Origin of the sequence: Clostridium sp. FP1, assembly GCF_011065975.2 — a bacterium.
In the GTDB taxonomy this organism is placed as follows: domain Bacteria; phylum Bacillota; class Clostridia; order Clostridiales; family Clostridiaceae; genus Clostridium_AD; species Clostridium_AD tagluense.
In genome coordinates this window covers 1,781,907-1,800,892 of sequence record NZ_JAAMNJ020000001.1, presented here as the reverse complement: position 1 = coordinate 1,800,892, position 18,986 = coordinate 1,781,907, and the positions used below count along the sequence as shown (strand labels likewise).

The window sequence follows — 18,986 nt, the reverse complement described above, 5'->3', positions numbered from 1 at the left end:
CACCCCTATTTTTTACTTCATTTTACGAACCCATGATTATATCTACCTTACGTTTGAGAAGTCAGCGGAAACAATACTTCATTAAATAAAGTATTATTAGCTCGTACAAACAACCAGTCACCCGGTCTTTGTTTTGAAATTTTAAGTATACTATATTTATTGCTTTCAGGTATAAAATGAAATTCTATTTTCTTATCCTTTGGCGTTACAATTTTTTCAATAATACTATCTAAGTCAATAGTTGTTAGACTTAATATATCATATATATGCATGCAGCCATCTTCTCTAGTTGCAATTACTATAGTATCTTCCTCTTCTAAATAGTACATATCATCGGTATGTACATACATGCAGAAAATATGTAGCGGCCATAGATCATTAAATACTCCTAATTTTTTAGATACAGTTTTTCTATTTTCTATAATTCTTAATATAGTGTTACAGTCATTTTCATCATGGGTTTTAAGTTTTCTTATCATGCTTTCTTTTCTATTTATCTGATTTGCATATAATTCATAGGCACCTTCAATGATTTGCTTAAATCCAAATTTTTGATAAAAGTTTAAAACACTATCATTAGCAAAAAGATAAATAATATCGTATTCATTTTCATATTTTTCTATAATATGATTAATTAGTGTTGCGGATAATCCTTTGTTTCTATGTTGCGTATGTGTCATTATGCCTGATAGCTGTAGTGCTGTTTTCTTTTCTCCCCCTACAAGTAAATCCATGTTATTTACAGATATACTTGCAACCACTTCATCTTCATATAGACAGGAGTAAAAATTACATCTATTATAGTAAAGATTTTTTTGGTACCATTTCTCAGGATTAGATTCAAAAATATCCATTGATAATTTATTAAAGCTTCGTCTATATTTTTCATTATCCATATGATTACTTATTATTGTATAATCACTCATACTAATTTTTACGCTCCTTTTTAATTTATAAATATATATTAGAATTTTACCATCAAGATAATTTTATTCAAAGCCCATAAACGATACAACATTAAAGTTGAGCATTGTTACTTATCGGTAATAATGCTATTAAACCCAAAAGTCGTTTCAATAACACCATCTAAAACTTTATAAATTGACTTGCCTATTTTCTTGCTAAAGTAGTCACTTAAACCCAATTGAGTTTTCCATTTTATTAAAGTCAAATCATTTATACCATATCTCATAACCACATCAAATAATCTTTTTTCCATCAAACATATACCCTCTGGCAAAGCAATTGCATCACATAACTGAATAAGCTTATCATAATCATTATAAATTGTACTTTTTATATAGTCCTTAATAAAAGTTAATTCAGCCTCGGTGCAATCAACTTGTCCGGCATACCCTCTAATATCTGGTAGTATAAATGAATGCGTCAGGGCTATGCGAGCAGCATCATCATAGCCTTTGCACATCAAGAAGTCATATCCACTTACAGAATGATGCATTTGCACACGCCCTTCGTATCTACCTATATCATGTAATAATCCTAAGACATAGGCAATGTCACCATCTAAATCAGGACACTCTCTTGCAATAGATTTAGCTGCTTTTGCTACATTATATGAATGTGCTATCCATTCTCCTGGATTCTTTTCCTCCGCATATTTTATAAATTCAGTTGCTTGTTTTAAAGTAGGTACTTTCATTTATAAGCTCCTCTCAATAGTAAAATTAGTAGATATTCATACTTTGTATAGTACTAACTGCCTTTTTCGCCATAGCAAAATGATCTCTATGCTCATTTTATAATTCTATTTATATATTGTAAATTCAATTAAATACAAATTTTCAAACTATTATGTATATATTAACATATCATATGATCATTCGGAATATAATTTTGCATTTTATTATATTGGATAATTTCTTATTAATTAAAAAAAACCAGTAGAATATTTACTCTACTGGTTTTCTTAATCTTTTATACTTCAATTTTTCTGAAATGTCGTTAAACGGATTTTCCATTTAACATATTAAGCATATCTTGCTTTTCTTGCGTAAATCTATTGTATACACTTTGTCTTACCTGCGCCGAACTACTTCTAAAATAAACATCAACCTTTTTGCGTTCATTATACAAATCATTTATGATATTACCATCACTATTATTTAAATTCAGTTTTGAAAACACAGATAAAGTTCCTCCTACACCATGCTGAACTACTGTAGAGAATAAACTTTCCTTTAATGCATCACTTTTTTTATTTATATCAAAACCATATTTTGACTTTAAAGCTTGCGCTGCTGTATTATAATAATCTCCTTTCACACAATTTTGCTGCAACTTTAAAAATTTATCTTTATCAGATAAAGCAATACTAATCCATGCGGTATCGAAGTTTTTACCATAGCTGTTACCATCCTTAGCTTTTGCTCCTGCTAATTTTAAATAAATTTTATTATCTTTTTCACTCAGTGAGTTTACAAAAGAATCTAAAGACCCTGTTTTAGAAGAAAACTGAAAGGCCCCATAAGACTTTCCACCATAATCTCCTGGTGTATTACTTATTGTACCTGGGTTACCATTAGATTCATATTTAGCAGATATATTCCCTAAACCGCTGAATTTACTTTCTTCAACTTTGCTATCAGAATTTAATAATGACTGCGTGGCACCTCTCATAATTGAATTAAAATTACTCATAGTACCTAATGAATCATCTAAATTAGAAGAATCTTGCTTTGATAGTGCACTAGACATAATCTCTGCCATCATTGAATTGCCGGAGCTACCCATTATTTGAATAAGCATTGTTTGAAAGGCTAATTCTTGCATTGCTTTTTCATCCTCAAAACTCTTTGTACTTTTATCAGAAATCTTATTATTATTTTTTATTTGCACTCCATATTGATTTAATAACGCATCATTAATTATATTTGTAGATAATGCCATAACTATCACCCATTTTTTATAAATTATTTCCCTACATTATCTATATCGTATATACTAAAAGAAACTTTACATACTTTATTTTTTTAAAATTAAATGTATTACATAAGCAAGCATTGAGTAAACTACAAGAATAAGAAAACAAAAATTACACATAACATAATAAAATGGTCAATCTACTTTATTAAAATTGGGTTTTGTTTTCAAATATTGCTCATGTAAAATAGAAATTGTAGGCAGTGGGCTTATTTATATATTGAAGGTTTTTATGTAGAATTGTATAGGGTTATTAATATATAAGGTTATAGAGGGTGGGTAATATGAATAATGAAATTAATTACGTAGAAATTGGAAACCGAATAAGGCTGGAACGAGAAACATTTGATATGACCAGAGAAAAATTAGCAGAGCTCTTAAACCTTTCCCCCTATTTTTTGGGACAAATTGAAAGAGGGGAAAGAAAAATGAGCGTTAGTACATTGATAAACATTTCAGAATGTTTACACATTTCAATTGACTATTTGTTTTTTGAACAAGCGCACATAAATACTAATAATAATGTATTGCATTCATTAATTAATAAATGCTCAGAAAAGGAAGTCAATATAATTGAAAGTCTTATAAAGTTATTATTACCACACCTTGCAAGGTAATAAGTATAAATAACCCTTTTTAAAGGCAAATACAGAGTATGCTAACTCCATTTATAGGCTGCTAGCATATTATGTATTTGCTTTTTTTAATATATAATAAATCATGGATAATACTATATACTAATTTTTCAGTATATATTAGGAGGCTGTTTATGGATGAAAAAATAATGAGAATTTTAGCTGAAGATAGACTTAAAACCTGTATAGATACATTGAGAGACGTTTTAAATGAAATGTGCGCTACCCTTGATGAACATGACATGAGTATAGAGAAGTTAATTGTCAGCAGAAAGCTGGATATGCTTATAGTTGAATATATGGTACTTAAAAAAAATAAATATACAGATGAAATAGAAGTTTTAACACATATGCCTTTTTCTATATAGCAATTATGCTTTTTTGTCTTTGTCCTTATTAACTTTATATAATTTCAAAATAAATTACTATATTTATGCGCTTTAAATCATTTTTTTATAAATGATTTAAATTATATTTATATGTGGTTTGTTTTAGTTTATAAATAAACTAATTTTACTGAGGTGTTTTTTACTTGCCATGTGGGAGACACTTTATGTCCAATCTTTTAAAATAGAACTAATCTTAATATTGAATAAAATTCTTGAGCATGTCCTACTTAATCTTAATTTCAAATTTAATTCATATTCTTCAAATTGGCATCCCATTTTTTGTTTAATTCTATTATGCAGAACATCATGAGTATAGTCCATATCATCATAAGGAATATTGTCTATAAGAAAAAAATCCAACTCTTCTCCAGCAACACCTTTAAGCTGAAAATGGTTAGCCATTTTATTAATCATGAACCACTTTTTTATATTTTCATACTCTTTTATCAATTTCTCTAAGGACATATTATATATAGCCTCTTCCAGAAATGGAATCTCTTGCAAATAATTTATGTTCATCACATTTTCTTCTATGTCTCTCACAAAATAAAACATTTTTTTCGCCTCCAAAAACTGTATCCATATTAATTTATATATGTTTTTTCACAATTTCACATTTCATAACCATTATAACAAATTCTTATTCTATTTTCTATTAATACTTAAACCCAGTTGTTGCAAATATTGCTAGTATATATTTGTTTTTACTCTTGCAAAGTGATATTATTAAATATATATATATTGTATAAAGGAGGAATTAAAATGAACACAATGAAAGAATTTACTTTTGAACCTCGTTTTCTCAGTTTAGCTGTCATAAAAGACATAAATGTTGGAAACAAAATACTCAATGAGCTTATTTTAGATGATGAAAGTTGCTTAGGTCATAGACAGGTAGGCACTAGAAGTTATCACATCTTCTATTTTAAAAATGATCGTTTTGCAGTTTATTATCATAAAGGTGGTACAGATGCAATGTACTCCTCTAATTCACTAGATGTAGTTTTAGGTTATGTAAATAATTTAAAACCAGAAGATTTTGAATAACTAAATAAACTGAAGTAGGGTTGGAGATGATGTAATGGCAATAACAGATATTACAACACTAGCAGATACAAAGTATTTAAAACTTTATAATGCAGAGTATATCAATAAAAACGGGAAACCTAGAAATTGGACCATTGCTTCTAGAAAAGATTTAGATACATTAAAAAACAATTATTTTAATGCAACAGAAGACAATATTGATGCTGTTATAATAGTAGCTACTTATGTAGATAAAGCTACATACGTGGATAAAGCTACTCATGCCACTGAAGATAAATTAGTGGTTATAAAGCAATTTAGAATTCCTCTTAATGATTATGTTTATGAAATCCCTGCTGGACTTATAGATCCGGGTGAGGACTTTGAAACTACAGTTAAGCGTGAACTAAAAGAAGAAACGGGACTTGATTTAATTCAAATTGATTATAATAAGACCAAATCTAAGGCATACATATCAACGGGTATGACAGATGAATCTGCAGCATTAGTTTATTGCACTTGCATTGGCGAAATATCAAAAGATTATTTAGAACCAGATGAGGATATTGAGGTTTTGCTATTATCAAAGCCAGAAGCTAAAAATCTGATTACTTCCAAGGAAAAAATAGATATTAAAGCACTTCTTGCCATACAAAACTTTATAGGTTAGATGTTATACCCTGGTTATAAATTATTTATAACTTCACATTCCTAAATAGAAGAAAAAAAGACTATCAGAATATTAATTTGTTCTGATAGTCTTTTTTTCTTCTATTAAATCATCTTTTTATTATTAATTTTGGTAATATCTCTGTTTCAAAAAACTTTCTAGAAGTAGCTCCTGAAACACTATAAACTTCACCGTCATCTATTTTTACAGATACTCCCTTTGTACAATGACCTAAGCAGAAAATTGCTTTTAGTTGTACCTTGTCTGCCAGGTTATATTCTTCAATAATTTGCTGAAAGTTATTAATAACATTGTAAGATCCTTTAATATGGCATGCGCTACCTACACAAACACTTAGATCTATCACAAAAATCACTCCTTCCCTTTATAATCTACATGTAACAGCTTGTGAACCTTACCTTTTAGAATTCCCTGATACAATGACATCATTACTGGATTTTCCTCTGAACGCTTTATGCTACTCATTCTATCTGCTTCATATAGTCCAGCACCACGTTTTAATTTGCCCTCAGCTTTTGCAAATGGTTGTCCTGCGCCACAAATACATCCGCCTGGACATGCCATAACCTCAATGAAATCATAATGAGCGGCACCGGATTGGATTCTTTTTATAAGCTCATCAGCATTTTTAAGTCCACTTACTACTGCTATATTTATTACACGGTTATCCACAGTGATACTAGTTTCTTTAACTCCCGCCATACCACGTACGCCATTAAAAGCAAGAGCGCGTAATGTGGAAGTTGATTTATCATCTAAAACTCTACGTATTACAGCCTCAGTAACCCCACCTGTTACCCCAAATATAACTCCAGCTCCACTACTAACACCAAATGGCATATCAACTGCCTCAGGCTCTACCTCTGAAAATACAATTCCTGATTCTTTTATCATTTGGATAAGCTCTCGTGTAGTTATTACATAATCTACACTGGAAACTCCATCCTCTGTAAACTCATCTCTTTTTGCTTCGGATTTTTTTGCTGTACAAGGCATAATTGCCACAGATACAACTCTTTTATTAGAATGTTTGTAGTGTTCCTTTAGCACTGAAGAAAACATTTGCATAGGTGAACGACAAGTAGAAACATTCTTCATTAAACTTGGATAAGTATTTTCTACATAGCTTACCCAAGCAGGGCAGCAAGATGTAAATAGTGGCAATTTCTCATTTTTTTCAAGTCTTGAAAGAAACTCTGTGGTTTCCTCGAGTACTGTAAGATCCGCTCCTGTGGAAGTATCAAATACCTCATCAAAGCCCATTTTCCTAAGAGCACTTACTATTTTGCCCATTACGTTTTCTCCATCTTTTTGTCCCAGTTCCTGGCTAATTCCCACTCGTACTGCAGGAGCAATCTGAACTACAACCTTTGTATCCTTATCACTAATGTCTTCCCAAAGTCTCGCTGTATCATTTTTCACTACAATAGCCCCTGTAGGACAGACTGCCGCACACTGACCGCAGCCAACACAATTGGAATCTGCTATAGGCTCATCAAAAGCAGTAGTTACAGTCATTTTCGAACCTCTTTTAACAAAATCAATAGCTCCGATATTTTGTACTTCTTCACAAACTCTAACACAATCACCACATAAGATACACTTACTTTTATCCCGTACAATACATGCAGATGAATTGTCTATTTGTCTTTCTTCAGAAGTATTATTAAATCTTACTTGCTTAATTCCAAAGCGTTGTGATAAATCTTGAAGCTTACAATGACCATTTTTTTCACAGGTAGTACAATCTCTACAATGATTTGAAAGTAATAGTTCAAGATTCATTTTTCTATATTTTCTAAGTCTTGGAGTATTAGTGTGTATTTCCATACCCGCTCTTGGAGGAGTAGAGCATGATGCTTCCATATCTCCCCATTTGTTTTCTACCATACACATACGGCAAGCACCATAAACTGAAAGCTCAGAATAATAACAAAAAGTAGGTAAATCTATACCAGCTTTTCTAACTAATTCAAGAATATTTTTTTCTCCATTTATCTCTACAGGTATATCATCTATAATCATAAACTCTCCATTCATTGTCTTAATCCTCCTTTATAGCTTTAAATGAACAGGCTTCAATACAAGCACCACACTTAATACACTTATTTTGATCAATTTTAAAAGGCTCTTTAATCTTGCCTGAAATTGCGTTAACTGGGCAAATTCTTGCACACTTTGAGCAACCTTTGCAAAGTTCAGCCTCAATAAATATTGTTTTAAGCTTAACACAGGTTTTTGAAGGACATTTCTTTTGAATTATATGCATTTCATACTCATCACGGAAATTTTTAATAGTACTAACAACTGGTAATGCAGCTGTTTTTCCAAGGCCACATAGCGCTGTTGCTGTTATAGTATCCGCAAGTTCTAGTAACAAGTCTATATCGGAGAGCACTCCCTTACCTGAGACGATTCTTTCAAGAATTTCTAGCATTCTTTTAGTACCCTCGCGACAGGGAACACACTTACCACAAGATTCATTTTGTGTAAAATTCATAAAAAATTTTGCAACCTCAACCATACAGGTATCTTCATCCATAACCACAAGACCACCAGAGCCTATCATTGCGCCTACTTTTTTTAACGAATCAAAATCTAGTGGCAAATCAAGATTTGTGCTAATAAGACATCCACCAGATGGACCTCCTATTTGTACGGCCTTAAACTTTTTGCCATTTTTGATTCCTCCACCTATATCGAATATTATTTCTCTTAAAGTCGTACCCATTGGCACCTCAATAAGTCCCGTATTTTCAATATTACCTGTTAATGCAAAGGCTTTTGTTCCTGGACTCTTCTCCGTTCCAATAGTTTTATACCACTGATCCCCTCTAGTAATGATAGAAGGCACATTAGCAAAGGTTTCAACATTATTAAGTACTGTTGGCTTGCCAAAAAGTCCTTGTTCAACTGTTCTTGGTGGTTTTACTCTTGGCATACCTCTCTTGCCTTCAATCGAAGCTGTAAGAGCGCTTCCCTCACCACATACAAAGGCACCTGCTCCTCTGTTGATTTTAATATCAAAGCTAAAGCTTGTTCCAAGAATATTATCACCTAAAATTCCATAACTTCTCGCCTGGCTAATAGCATTTTTAAGCCTATTTACAGCCAGAGGATACTCGGCTCTCACATATATATATCCTTCCTGCGCACCACAAGCAACTGCTGCAATAATCATTCCTTCAAGTACTCTATGAGGGTCTCCCTCCATTACACTTCTGTCCATGAATGCTCCTGGATCACCTTCGTCACCATTGCACACAATATATTTTGTAGGTTCCTTTTGAAGTTTTACCTGAGACCACTTACGCCCTGCAGGGAAACCACCGCCTCCACGTCCTCTTAAATTTGACTCCTCGATTTGCTTAATAATATCCTCAGAATTCATATCGAATAATGCTTTTTCCACTGCGCTATATCCACCTAGTGCAAAATATTCTTCTATGGAAGTAGCATCAATATGTCCACAATGTTCAAGAGCAATTCTAGTTTGTTTTTTATAAAAAGGTATTTCCTCTTGTTTTTTATGTATTTTCCCGTCTTTCGTATATGCAAGTCTCTCCACACATTCATTATTAAGTATAGTTTTTTCTATGATATCCGCGCAATCTTCAGGTTTTACTTTTATATATAAATATCCCCAAGGCTCAATTCTTACAAGAGGACCCATTTCGCAAAATCCATGACATCCACTTTTTTTGATTCCAACTGATTCATCATGTGGTTCTTTTTCAAGACTTATTGCACAATTTATTCCCTTCTCTTCCATTAGCCTAACAAGTTCATCATAAATATCCAAGGCACCACCTGCAATACATCCAGTACCAGCACATATAAGAATTTTTTTCTTTTGCATATCAAGACTACCCTTATACTCATTTCTAATATTAATTAAATCATTTCTGTTAAGAAGCATATTATTTCTCCTCCTTAAGTGTGTTTAAAAGCAATTTTGCTTTTTCTGGAGTCATAGCACCATGTACCTTTTCATTAACTGTTATAACCGGTGCAAGCCCACAGGCACCTAGACATGATACTGTTTCTACAGTAAACACTAAATCATCCGTTGTAATCTTAGACTCAGAAAGCCCTAATTCATCCCTTAGCTTATTTAATATAGGAATAGACTTCCTTACATGACAGGCTGTCCCGTCACATATTTTTATAACATACTTACCTTTAGGTTCTAAAGAAAAGTTGTCATAAAAAGTTGCTACACTATAGATTTTAGCTCTGCTCATTCCAAGCTTTTCTGACAGATATGCAAATATTTCCTTAGGTAAATACCTATAGATTTCTTGAGTATCCTGTAATATTGCAATAATATTGCAATATTTAAATTCATGATTACTTAATATGCTATCCAACTTACTATAATCAAAGGTTTTATTCATTATAATTCCCCCTGTAAATATTGTTAATTTATTCTCATAATTATATATTATAATAATCTTTGGAATATTGCAATAATAAAATTCACACTTATGTAACTTTTGAATAAAAACTTGTAGAAAGCTCTGCCACCCACATGGCAAGTGACATAAAAAAAACCAGCAGAATAATATTCTGCCGTTTTTTTTCTTTATATTAATCACTTTCTGGCTTTATTACCTCTTTAACAATTATATTTTCTATAGGCTTTGATACTATTGAATTTTTTTCACTTGCCATATTTGCAAGCACCATACTCATTATTCCTTCCATTGCGTTAGGTGTTTTTCCATCAGTACCACCCATTATTACAGTTTGTGGTACAAGTGGAGACTTGCTTATCTTTAATGCCTCTGCAAATGCTATCATGACACTTTGTTGTACTTGCAACTCTGGGCCGCCATATGCATCAACTAAAGCCCTTGCTGCTGCTCCCTTTGCAATACCTACCTTTGTTTCTTGCTCAGCTGTAGCATCTGCAACTGCTTTAATATTTAGTGCTGTTGCATTACCTACTTTTTCAAGTTTGAATGCTTCTGCACTTGCTTGTAATTCTACTTGCTTAGCATTTGCCGTAGCTGTTAATTCTATAGTTTTCGCTTGTGCTGCAGCTTGCGCTTCTCTAGTGTATCTTTCGGCATCTGCTTCTTGAGTTCTCTTATACTTGTCTGCTTCAGCAAGTTTCTGAGTTTTGAAGGCTAACTGTTCTGCAAGTCTTAATTCTGATTTACCTTTATTATCAGCTACCTCTATATCAATACTTGATTGAGTAAGTGCTGATTGCGCCATTGCTTTTGCTTGAGCTTCATTTAATTCTCTTTGCTTTTCAGCAGATTTTTGCTTAGCTTCATTAGTCTTAATCTCTTCCATAGCCACTTGCCTATCTCTAAGCTGAGCAAGAATTTTATCAATTCTTGTATCACTAGATGAAGCAGCTGGTGTTCCAATTAGTACTTCTTGTAGCTCCAAATCATAAAGTTTAAATTTTTCTTTCATTTCATCTGCCGCTTGTTGTTGAATCTGACTTCTGTCTTGAACTAGTTCAATAAGGGTTTTCGTTTGCCCAATATTCTTAAAGTAACCAGCTATCATTGGGTCAAGGGATTGCTCAATTAGCATTTTAATATCCCCAAACCTTTGTATAACTGATGAAGCTTTTCTATAATCAATATTAAATACTACTGTTAAAGGTAGATTTGGCTCAAAAGCATCTTTAGTTATTAAACTAATTTCTTTTAAATTGTCATCTAACTTGTGTACCCCACTTTGACCAGTAATCCATTTTAATATTACATTAGTAGTAGGAACTGGCATAACTTTACCAGCATAAGTATTAAATGCATACTTTCCTGGCATCATGGAATCTCTCCAAATACCCTTTTTACCTTGTTCTACAAGTTCTCCATGAGAGTACCCTGTACCTGAAACATCTTCACCTTTATCACCAAAATAACTTACCACAACTCCTACATAACCGATATCTATTATACTTTTAGGTACTATATCCACACTTGCAAACATTCTATTAATGAAGTAAACTCCATCCGTAAGTACTTGCATCTGCTTACCTTTTCTACCATTTGCAGCTAAGAACTTTTCTGGTTCTTGGAAATTATTATGATAAAACTCATTATTTATACCATCACCAACAATAGGTGCTATAATTGCTCCATTGTCAGGTGTTGGTCCCTCATTAATAGTTACAATACCTATAGTATCGCGACTACCTGAATTGTTACCTACTTTATTATAAGCAACTGGCATTTCACTACCATCGTTCTGCTGGGTAATTTGCTCAGGGGCTTTTGAACTTGATATAAGCACAGGACTAAATCCAGCTACTCTAGATAAATCACTTCTCATTGTTTCTATTTGTGTTGTCTCATCCTTTGAAGTAAATATTGAATGTACCTTGTCTTTCGTGATTATAATAAATTGTGCTAAGTTAAATGCATACGTACCCTCACGAAGAATCTGTCTCTGTGGTCCCTTTTGCCCATCATTCTTTAAAAATGCTACAACATCTTGGAATGATTTACATTCTGGTATGACCTTACCTAGTGTTTGACCATCTCCTAAGCTTTCTCCTGACCTTGAAAATACATAAGCTATTTGACCTTGTGGTATAGTTACCAGCCTTACCTTTTTAACCTTGTACTTAAAGGGCGTTTTAAAGTGAACACCAGCCCTTAGTACTTCTGGTTGATAACCTGCTTCTCCTTTAAGTGCTATTAACCCGTCTGAAGGCACTGAACCACTCATACTCCACCACTTCTCCACAATACCTACTTCATCTGTTCCTATGCTTGTAAACCCTATGCCATAAGCAATTAAGAATATTGATACTAACACTATGCCTGGTATAATTAAAAACGTGTACGACTCCATAACTTTTCCCTCCCCATTACAATTTATGTTTTGTTTTATAAATACTGTCACAAATAAATTATATCACAAAAATTGTACTACTAGAACTTATAGTTGTGTATATTTTTTCTCGAAGTTATGTTATATATCCCAAAATCTCTTCAAGTCACAGAGCAGTAATACTATTTTCCCTATACTATTAGGCCTAAGTCTCTCATAACAATAATAAATTTTTCTATTTCAATCGGTTTCCAAGCGTAAGCCTCACAACCAGAATCATAGGCCTTTAGTACTGTTTCCTTATCATTTAGTGCTGTGGTCATAATTATCTTTACTTTTTTTTCTGTTTCAATACCCTTTTGTTTTTCAATGTCTCTAATGGATTTAAGTACCTTCATTCCATCAAGTCTTGGCATCATAATGTCAATGCAAATTAAATCATAGCTATTTCCCTCTTTCATTGAATTTAAGTAGGCATCAATAGCCTCTATACCATCTACAACAACGTCACATTCTCCATATTTAGAAAGAAACTTGCTCATAAATAATCTGCTTGCAAAGTCATCCTCTGCTATTAATATTCTCATCTATAACACCTCTTTGTTAAAATTTAACTTTCGGGATATTAATATAAAAACAAGTACCGTAAGCTTTGCTTGAAGTAAATCCAACAGAACCCTTTAGGTATTTCTCACCTAAAAGCTTCATGCTATAGGTACCGAGGCCCCTATCTTTTCCTTTTGTAGAAAAAGCCCTCTTAAAAATGCTATTTTGTACGTCTGCCCTAATATAGCTAGGATTCCTTACCCAATATTGCACATATTCATTTGGAGCCATACTGCAACCCATAGTAACAACTCCATTATCCATTGCAGCTTCAAGTGCATTTTTAAGCATATTCCCTACTACTCTCTTTAGTAAAGTAATGTCATTTTTTAAATCTACACTTATAGAGTCTTCATCTATTTTTATTGTCTTATTTAGAGAATCACTATAACCCTTATAAAGCTTTTTTAATGTCCTTAATACTTCTTTAGAGTTAAATTCATCAAGTTCTGTAAAAAGCTCATTATTTTCAGCAGCTAGGATTTGCTTTTGAGATTGTATTTCATCTATAAGTCCTTCAAATAGCCCCTCAACCTGCGCAACTTCATTCTCATATATGGGAGGAACTTCAGTTTTTAATAAATTAAGTATCCCTTTTAAAGCGCCTGCGGTATTTATTACATCATGAAAAAACATTCTTTCCATAGCTCTTTTTTTAACAGAATCTGTGGCATCAACAAAGGAAGCCAAATAGAAAATTTCCTTATTTATTTCTAGAGGTGCAACCTTTGCAAATGAGTTAACTGATACATCAAACCCGTCTATTTTTCTAATTATAGAAACTTCATCTTCTAATTCCTGATTTAAACTAATTGACTTTAAAATTATATTACGCCCAGTACAATCTTGACAAGCAGATGAAGTTCCGCAGCCCCCCTCATTTTTAAAAGCATTAATACAACCTAAGCTTTCACCTAATCTTTTCCCCAAAATTTCTGATATATCCTTAATATTTAACAAGTTTAAATAAGTCTTGTTTACGTATACAATCTGTCTATAAGAATTTACTATGACTATGAAAATATTCATAGTGTCTAAAGCTTTCAGATAAGGATCATTAGCATTAAAGTTTTGCGCCTGCTTTTTTATTGCTTCTATATCCAATCTTTCAGCTGTAGCATCAAAAGTTTTTAAACCTTGTATAATCATTATACCCATCCCTTTTGTCACATTATTTTTTATCTTCCAGTATAGAATAAATTAACTGTGGAATATTTTTCAAGGATGCTTGTTTAGTAACGGCGCCAATATCATAGGCTACTTTTGGCATACCATAAACCACGCTAGATTTTTCATCCTGTCCAATGGTATATGCACATTTTTGCTTCATTTTCAAAAGACCTTTCGCTCCGTCATAGCCCATTCCCGTTAAAATAATTCCAATGGCTAAACTCCCTGCTTTCTCTGCCACTGAATTAAATAATACGTCCACTGAAGGACAATGCCCATTTACTTTATCCCCAGTGAAACATTCTACAAAATAATTATTCCCCCGCCTACTTAATTCCATATGTCGCTCTCCTGGAGCAATAAGAATTTTTCCTGGAAGGACTATATCCCCGGTTTCAGCTTCCTTAACTTCCATATTGCAGAGATTATTTAACCTATCAGCATACATTTTTGTAAATACAGCAGGCATATGTTGAGTTATTATGATACCGGGCATATCCTGTGGAAAGTCTTTAACCACTTCAATAATAGCTTGCGTTCCCCCTGTAGATGCACCAATAGCAATTATAGTATTGATACTTCTCGAGCTAATTCTATTTATATTCCTCTCATTTGAAATTTCCTTTTTAATATGTCCAATCTTCGCCATAGATGCAATTTTTACTTTTATAATTAATTCATTTATAAAAATTTCCTTGCTCGTGCCTGTTACTGAGTTCATTTTTGTAACAAAATCTACAGCCCCAGCATTTAAAGCGTCGAAAACATTATCACTTATTGCACTTACCACAACCACCGGTATAGGATATTGAGGTATCAGTCTTTTTAAAAATTCAATACCATTCATCTTCGGCATCTCCACGTCTAAAGTCATAACATCCGGCTCAAGCTCTATTATTTTATCTCTTGCTTCAAAGGCATCTCTAGCAGTCCCCACTACCTCTATGCCACGATCTGCTGAAAGCCCCCTTGCAATTGTTTCTCTAAAAAGTAAAGAATCATCAACAACAAGCACTCTTACCTTTTTCACCACATTCATGTTCCTCTATCCTTTCCTATAAACGGCAGGCATAATATATTTATAATTAGTCTCATTCTTATTTACTGACTCAGAATGTCCTATAAAAAGATATCCGCCAGGTTCAGTCATTTCGTAAAATTTATTAATTAACTCCATCTTTGTTTTTGGCTCAAAATATATCATCACATTCCTGCAAAATATAACATGAAACTTTTTTTTAAAAGGAAAGATTTCAGCCATTAAATTAAAATTCCTATATATTATTTCATTTCTTATTTCCTCACAAATTTTATAGTTTTTATCTGCTATTGTGTTAAAATATCTTAGTCCCCAATATTTTGGTATCGTATTCATGGCTTCCTGCGAATAAATTCCATTTTCGGCTGTTTCTAATACTTTTTGCGATATGTCTGTTGCCAGTATCTTTGTATTCCACATAAACTTCTGATCTCCAAAGTAATCCGCGATTATCATGGCTAGGGTATAGGGTTCCTCCCCGCTAGAACAGCCCGCACTCCAAATCCTTAAATCTTTAGTTTTAGAGTTTGTTTCTAAGTAAGGGAGTACAGTATCCCTAAAGTATTCAAAGTGATCTGCTTCTCTCATAAAAAAAGTATGATTAGTTGTAAGCTTATTTATAAGGGTGCTAATTTCATTCCCTGAAGAATCTTTAAAAACAAATTTTAGGTAGTCAGAAAAACTACTAAAACCTCTCTCTGTAATCATATTACTAAGGCGACCCTCAATAAGTAGTTTCTTTTCTGTAAGGTTTATTCCGTAGTTTGATTTCATATATGCCGTAAGTTCCCTAAATTCGCTATCTTTTAAATTTATCATATCTTCACCTTTATTTTTTTATTAGACCATGGTAATCCGTTTAATAAAGTACCATGGTCTTAATAGAATTTTTCTTAGTATTTTCCGAAATCTGTATTACTTAGGGATATTTTTGGTTTACTTTTTGTTGCAGCTGCCTCAGCATGAGCTGAAAATTTGTTATTTACTTGGTTTTTATTTAAAGAGCCTGCTAAAGATATTTCCTTGTAAGATGCAATATTACCCCCTTTTAGTTTAAACTTTCCTACCATATTCTTAAGCATTGATGCTTGACTTGAAAGTTCTTCACTAGCTGCTGCACTTTGCTCCGCAGTTGCGGAATTAGTTTGTACCACATCAGAAACTTGCTCTATTCCCTTATTTATTTGATATATTGCAGTTGCCTGTTCATTTGAAGCTGCTGCTATCTCTCCCACTAAAGTTGCAGCCTTCGATACCCCTACAACTATTTGATCAAGAGACTCTGCGGTATTATTAGCGATTTTTGTTCCAATCTCTACTTTCTTTATAGATCCTTCCACTAAATCCGTAGTTTCCTTTGCTGCTTTGGCACTTCTTGCTGCAAGATTTCTTACTTCTTCAGCTACTACTGCAAAGCCTTTACCATGTTGTCCTGCTCTTGCGGCTTCAACTGCAGCGTTTAAAGCTAACATATTAGTTTGGAAAGCTATATCATCAATAACCTTAATTATTTTTGAAATACTTGAAGACGACTCGTTGATTTCCTCCATAGATTTAAGCATCTCTTTCATATGAGAATTTCCAAGGGCTGCTCCTTCTTTAGCATTAAGAGCAAGTTCATTCGCTTGACTAGCATTAACTGCATTTTGCTTGGTCTGAGCTGCCACTTCTGTAATGGAAGCAGTTAATTCTTCTATAGAGCTTGCTTGCTCTGTAGTACCCTGAGATAGTGCCTGACTTCCATCTGAAACTTGATTTGAGCCTGCTGATACTTGATCTGCAGCATTATTTATTTCTGTAAATACTTCATTAAAGGATTGGATTATAAGGTTTAAGGCATCCTTTATCTGAGCGAAGTCTCCTTTATATTCATTATTAATTGATAGCTCAAGATTTGAATTAGACATTTCATCTAAAACCTCTGAAATTTCTGTTACATAAGAAGATAGGGAATATATAGTGTCATTTAATGCATTTTTAATATCTGCATGATCTCCCTTATAATCTCCTACCATATTTACCTTTAGGTTTCCATTGGCCATTTCTGTAAGTACTGTTGATGCTTCCTTAATAGGTTCAATAACAGCATCTAAGATATTGTTTATACCTTCAACTATATTCTTATATCCTCCGTTAAACTTCTGTGCATCTCCACGTGTAGATAATTTACCTTCTATTGCTGACATTGTTAACATATTTGTTTCTTTTTCAAGATTATTAACAGCTTCAACAACCAGGATCATACTCATTGCTAGTACATCTTTATCAGATTTAGCTTTTATTACTACACTAAAATCGCCCTTAGAAATTTTTTCAGCGGTGGATGCGTTTTCACGTATATTCTCTACCATTTTCTTAAAAGCTATCATTAAGGTTCCAATTTCATCCTTACTGTTTGTTTTTATATCTACATCAATATCACCTATGGCTAGCTTATCCGCTGCTTGTGCTAGGAGTTTAATAGGAGTACTTATAATATTGCTTAGGAAAATTCCTAGGGCCATTGCTATAAGTACTCCAGCCACAAGGAGGATAATCATGGTATTAATTGCACTCTTAGCATTGCTTGAATTATTGTCTGATTTAATTTTAGCATCTGCTGATTTCATTGTAATTAATGAATCTATGGATTCCTGCAGGGCTTTTGATGCTTTTCCCGAAGTTCCAGTTGCACTCATTAAAGCAGCAGCTTCAACATTCTTGTTAGCTTTTGCTAGACTTAATACACTATCCAATTGAGCCTCAAAGTTATCTTTCTTCTCAGTGTAATCTTTAAATGCAGTTTTCATTTCACTTGAAAGTATAGTCTTTTCAAATTCTGTTGATAACTTTTGTATTTCCGCTTTTTTTATCTTTATAGAATCTTCAATCACCTGCATTTTTTCAGCCTTTGTCTCAATAATTATATCTCGTACATCTACACGTATCATTTGAAAGTTTTTATTGATATCTGCCAATTGAGTTGTTGGCACTAACTGATTTTCATAAAGCTGTGTATCTGATTTATCAATGCTTTTCAAATTTACAATACCTACAACACCGATAGCTGCAGCGATAATAGCAACCATTATAAAACCTGATAGAAGCTTAGCTGAAATTTTCATATTCATATACCATTTCATAAACTTATCCCCCTCGTAATATTAATTTATTTTGAGTTTTTAATACTTAGTAGTTTCTATTGTATTCAAGCTATCTAGCTCATCATCATTCAGCAATTTATCACAATCTAGTAGCAACTTAACTTCATTTCCTACTTTTCCTATTCCTCTAACATATCGATTATGAAAACCTGTTTTTATATCCGGTGGCGGAACAATATTACTATCTTCTATATTAATTACTTCAGCTACATTATCCACAATAAGTCCAACTGAAATTTCATTTATGTCAATTACCACTATGCAAGTCCTATCATTGTACTGCTTTGCATCTTTTTTAAACCTAAGCCTTACATCAATTACTGGAATAATCTTTCCGCGAAGATTTATTATCCCCTTTACATAATTAGGCAATTCAGGTACTTCAGTTATGTCTTGTATGCCAATTATCTCTGTGACAAACTTAATTTCAATACCATAAGACTCCCGTCCAACAGAAAATGTTAGAAATTTACCCTTTTGAGTATCTTCCGCGGTTTCTACAACTTCATCTAAAACCTCTTCCATTTTTTTACCACCTTTCTTTAG

Annotated in this window: 19 protein-coding genes; 4 read left to right on the top strand and 15 right to left on the bottom strand. The window is 32.8% G+C overall.

The genetic code is table 11. The features are described from left to right. Window positions 1–47 precede the first annotated feature (47 nt). From G9F70_RS08740 to G9F70_RS08730, 3 genes are all read right to left on the bottom strand, one after another. Complete coding sequence (locus tag G9F70_RS08740; protein ID WP_164944881.1) at window positions 48–926, bottom strand: GNAT family N-acetyltransferase; 879 nt, start codon at window positions 924–926, stop codon at window positions 48–50. Between the two features lie 107 nt (window positions 927–1,033). Continuing rightward, complete coding sequence (locus tag G9F70_RS08735; RefSeq protein ID WP_164944882.1) at window positions 1,034–1,660, bottom strand: HD domain-containing protein; 627 nt, start codon at window positions 1,658–1,660, stop codon at window positions 1,034–1,036. Window positions 1,661–1,962: 302 nt separating this feature from the next. After that, complete coding sequence (locus G9F70_RS08730; protein WP_164944883.1) at window positions 1,963–2,907, bottom strand: chitosanase; 945 nt, start codon at window positions 2,905–2,907, stop codon at window positions 1,963–1,965. Window positions 2,908–3,224: 317 nt separating this feature from the next. Between G9F70_RS08730 and G9F70_RS08725 the strand changes: the two genes are divergently transcribed. Then, entirely contained in the window at window positions 3,225–3,557 is a 333-nt protein-coding gene (locus G9F70_RS08725) for a helix-turn-helix domain-containing protein (protein ID WP_224617477.1), read from the top strand. Window positions 3,558–3,709: 152 nt separating this feature from the next. Next, window positions 3,710–3,943: a Spo0E family sporulation regulatory protein-aspartic acid phosphatase gene (locus G9F70_RS08720; protein WP_164944884.1), complete on the top strand. Its 234-nt coding sequence runs from the start codon at window positions 3,710–3,712 to the stop codon at window positions 3,941–3,943. A 183-nt stretch (window positions 3,944–4,126) separates the two neighbouring features. On the opposite strand, the gene G9F70_RS08715 is transcribed toward G9F70_RS08720, so the two are convergent. Next, window positions 4,127–4,519 carry a hypothetical protein gene (locus tag G9F70_RS08715; protein WP_164944885.1) on the bottom strand — a complete coding sequence of 131 codons (393 nt, stop codon included), beginning with the start codon at window positions 4,517–4,519 and terminating at the stop codon, window positions 4,127–4,129. Window positions 4,520–4,726: 207 nt separating this feature from the next. Here G9F70_RS08715 and G9F70_RS08710 point away from each other — a divergent pair, with 207 nt between their 5' ends. Beyond that, window positions 4,727–5,011: a hypothetical protein gene (locus G9F70_RS08710; RefSeq protein ID WP_124997774.1), complete on the top strand. Its 285-nt coding sequence runs from the start codon at window positions 4,727–4,729 to the stop codon at window positions 5,009–5,011. Window positions 5,012–5,045: 34 nt separating this feature from the next. Further along, window positions 5,046–5,660: an NUDIX hydrolase gene (locus tag G9F70_RS08705; RefSeq protein ID WP_164944886.1), complete on the top strand. Its 615-nt coding sequence runs from the start codon at window positions 5,046–5,048 to the stop codon at window positions 5,658–5,660. Between the two features lie 109 nt (window positions 5,661–5,769). On the opposite strand, the gene G9F70_RS08700 is transcribed toward G9F70_RS08705, so the two are convergent. The 11 genes from G9F70_RS08700 to G9F70_RS08650 all read right to left on the bottom strand — a co-directional run bounded on the left by G9F70_RS08700 (window position 5,770) and on the right by G9F70_RS08650 (window position 18,965). After that, entirely contained in the window at window positions 5,770–6,027 is a 258-nt protein-coding gene (locus G9F70_RS08700) for a (2Fe-2S) ferredoxin domain-containing protein (RefSeq protein WP_187352978.1), read from the bottom strand. Between the two features lie 5 nt (window positions 6,028–6,032). After that, the gene (locus tag G9F70_RS08695; RefSeq protein ID WP_164944887.1) at window positions 6,033–7,721 is read right to left on the bottom strand and encodes a [FeFe] hydrogenase, group A; all 1,689 of its coding nucleotides are present in this window, start codon (window positions 7,719–7,721) and stop codon (window positions 6,033–6,035) included. A 4-nt stretch (window positions 7,722–7,725) separates the two neighbouring features. Beyond that, complete coding sequence (nuoF, locus tag G9F70_RS08690; RefSeq protein WP_164944888.1) at window positions 7,726–9,600, bottom strand: NADH-quinone oxidoreductase subunit NuoF; 1,875 nt, start codon at window positions 9,598–9,600, stop codon at window positions 7,726–7,728. Between the two features lies 1 nt (window position 9,601). Continuing rightward, window positions 9,602–10,078, bottom strand: coding sequence for a complex I 24 kDa subunit family protein (locus G9F70_RS08685; protein WP_164944889.1), 477 nt, complete (start codon window positions 10,076–10,078; stop codon window positions 9,602–9,604). A 193-nt stretch (window positions 10,079–10,271) separates the two neighbouring features. Next, window positions 10,272–12,503, bottom strand: coding sequence for a flotillin family protein (locus G9F70_RS08680; RefSeq protein WP_164944890.1), 2,232 nt, complete (start codon window positions 12,501–12,503; stop codon window positions 10,272–10,274). Window positions 12,504–12,673: 170 nt separating this feature from the next. Next, complete coding sequence (locus tag G9F70_RS08675; RefSeq protein WP_164944891.1) at window positions 12,674–13,069, bottom strand: response regulator; 396 nt, start codon at window positions 13,067–13,069, stop codon at window positions 12,674–12,676. Between the two features lie 16 nt (window positions 13,070–13,085). Further along, window positions 13,086–14,237, bottom strand: coding sequence for an ATP-binding protein (locus G9F70_RS08670; protein ID WP_164944892.1), 1,152 nt, complete (start codon window positions 14,235–14,237; stop codon window positions 13,086–13,088). Between the two features lie 22 nt (window positions 14,238–14,259). Next, window positions 14,260–15,297 carry a chemotaxis response regulator protein-glutamate methylesterase gene (locus tag G9F70_RS08665; RefSeq protein WP_164944893.1) on the bottom strand — a complete coding sequence of 346 codons (1,038 nt, stop codon included), beginning with the start codon at window positions 15,295–15,297 and terminating at the stop codon, window positions 14,260–14,262. A gap of 6 nt (window positions 15,298–15,303) precedes the next feature. Further along, entirely contained in the window at window positions 15,304–16,116 is an 813-nt protein-coding gene (locus tag G9F70_RS08660) for a CheR family methyltransferase (RefSeq protein ID WP_164944894.1), read from the bottom strand. A gap of 74 nt (window positions 16,117–16,190) precedes the next feature. Continuing rightward, on the bottom strand, window positions 16,191–18,419 hold the full coding sequence (locus tag G9F70_RS08655) for a methyl-accepting chemotaxis protein (protein ID WP_164944895.1): 2,229 nt from the start codon (window positions 18,417–18,419) through the stop codon (window positions 16,191–16,193). 39 nt (window positions 18,420–18,458) lie between these two features. Continuing rightward, window positions 18,459–18,965, bottom strand: a complete 507-nt coding sequence (locus tag G9F70_RS08650) for a chemotaxis protein CheW (protein WP_164944896.1) — start codon at window positions 18,963–18,965, stop codon at window positions 18,459–18,461. Window positions 18,966–18,986 lie beyond the last annotated feature (21 nt).